At 66.2% G+C, this 476-nt stretch carries 1 pseudogene; it reads left to right on the top strand.

Features of this window, described 5'->3' with window-relative positions:
• Positions 1-476 (top strand): annotated as a pseudogene (gene xoxF1, locus MFF26_RS26385) (lanthanide-dependent methanol dehydrogenase XoxF1); the annotation flags it as partial.

Genomic DNA, 476 nt, shown 5'->3' with positions numbered 1-476 from the left:
AAGGACCAGCAGCCGGCGGCGTTCTCTCCGAAGACCAACCTCTTCTACGTCCCGACGAACCACGTCTGCATGGACTACGAGCCCTTCAAGGTGACCTACACCCCGGGCCAGCCCTATGTCGGCGCGACCCTGTCGATGTACCCGGCCCCCGGCTCGCACGGCGGCATGGGCAACTTCATCGCCTGGGACGGCGTGAACGGGAAGATCAAGTGGTCGAACCCGGAGCAGTTCTCGGCTTGGGGCGGCGCCCTGGCGACGGCGGGCGACGTGGTGTTCTACGGTACGCTCGAGGGCTACCTGAAGGCGGTGGACTCGAAGACGGGTAAGGAACTGTACAAGTTCAAGACCCCGTCGGGCATCATCGGCAACGTGATGACCTACGAGCACAAGGGCAAGCAGTACGTGGGCGTCCTGTCGGGCGTCGGCGGCTGGGCGGGCATCGGCCTTGCGGCCGGCCTGACCGACCCGAACGCCGG

Origin of the sequence: Methylorubrum suomiense, assembly GCF_022179765.1 — a bacterium.
GTDB classification, from domain to species: Bacteria; Pseudomonadota; Alphaproteobacteria; order Rhizobiales; family Beijerinckiaceae; genus Methylobacterium; species Methylobacterium suomiense.
Note: the sequence above shows the minus strand (reverse complement) of the source record. Positions and strands in the feature narration are given on the sequence as shown.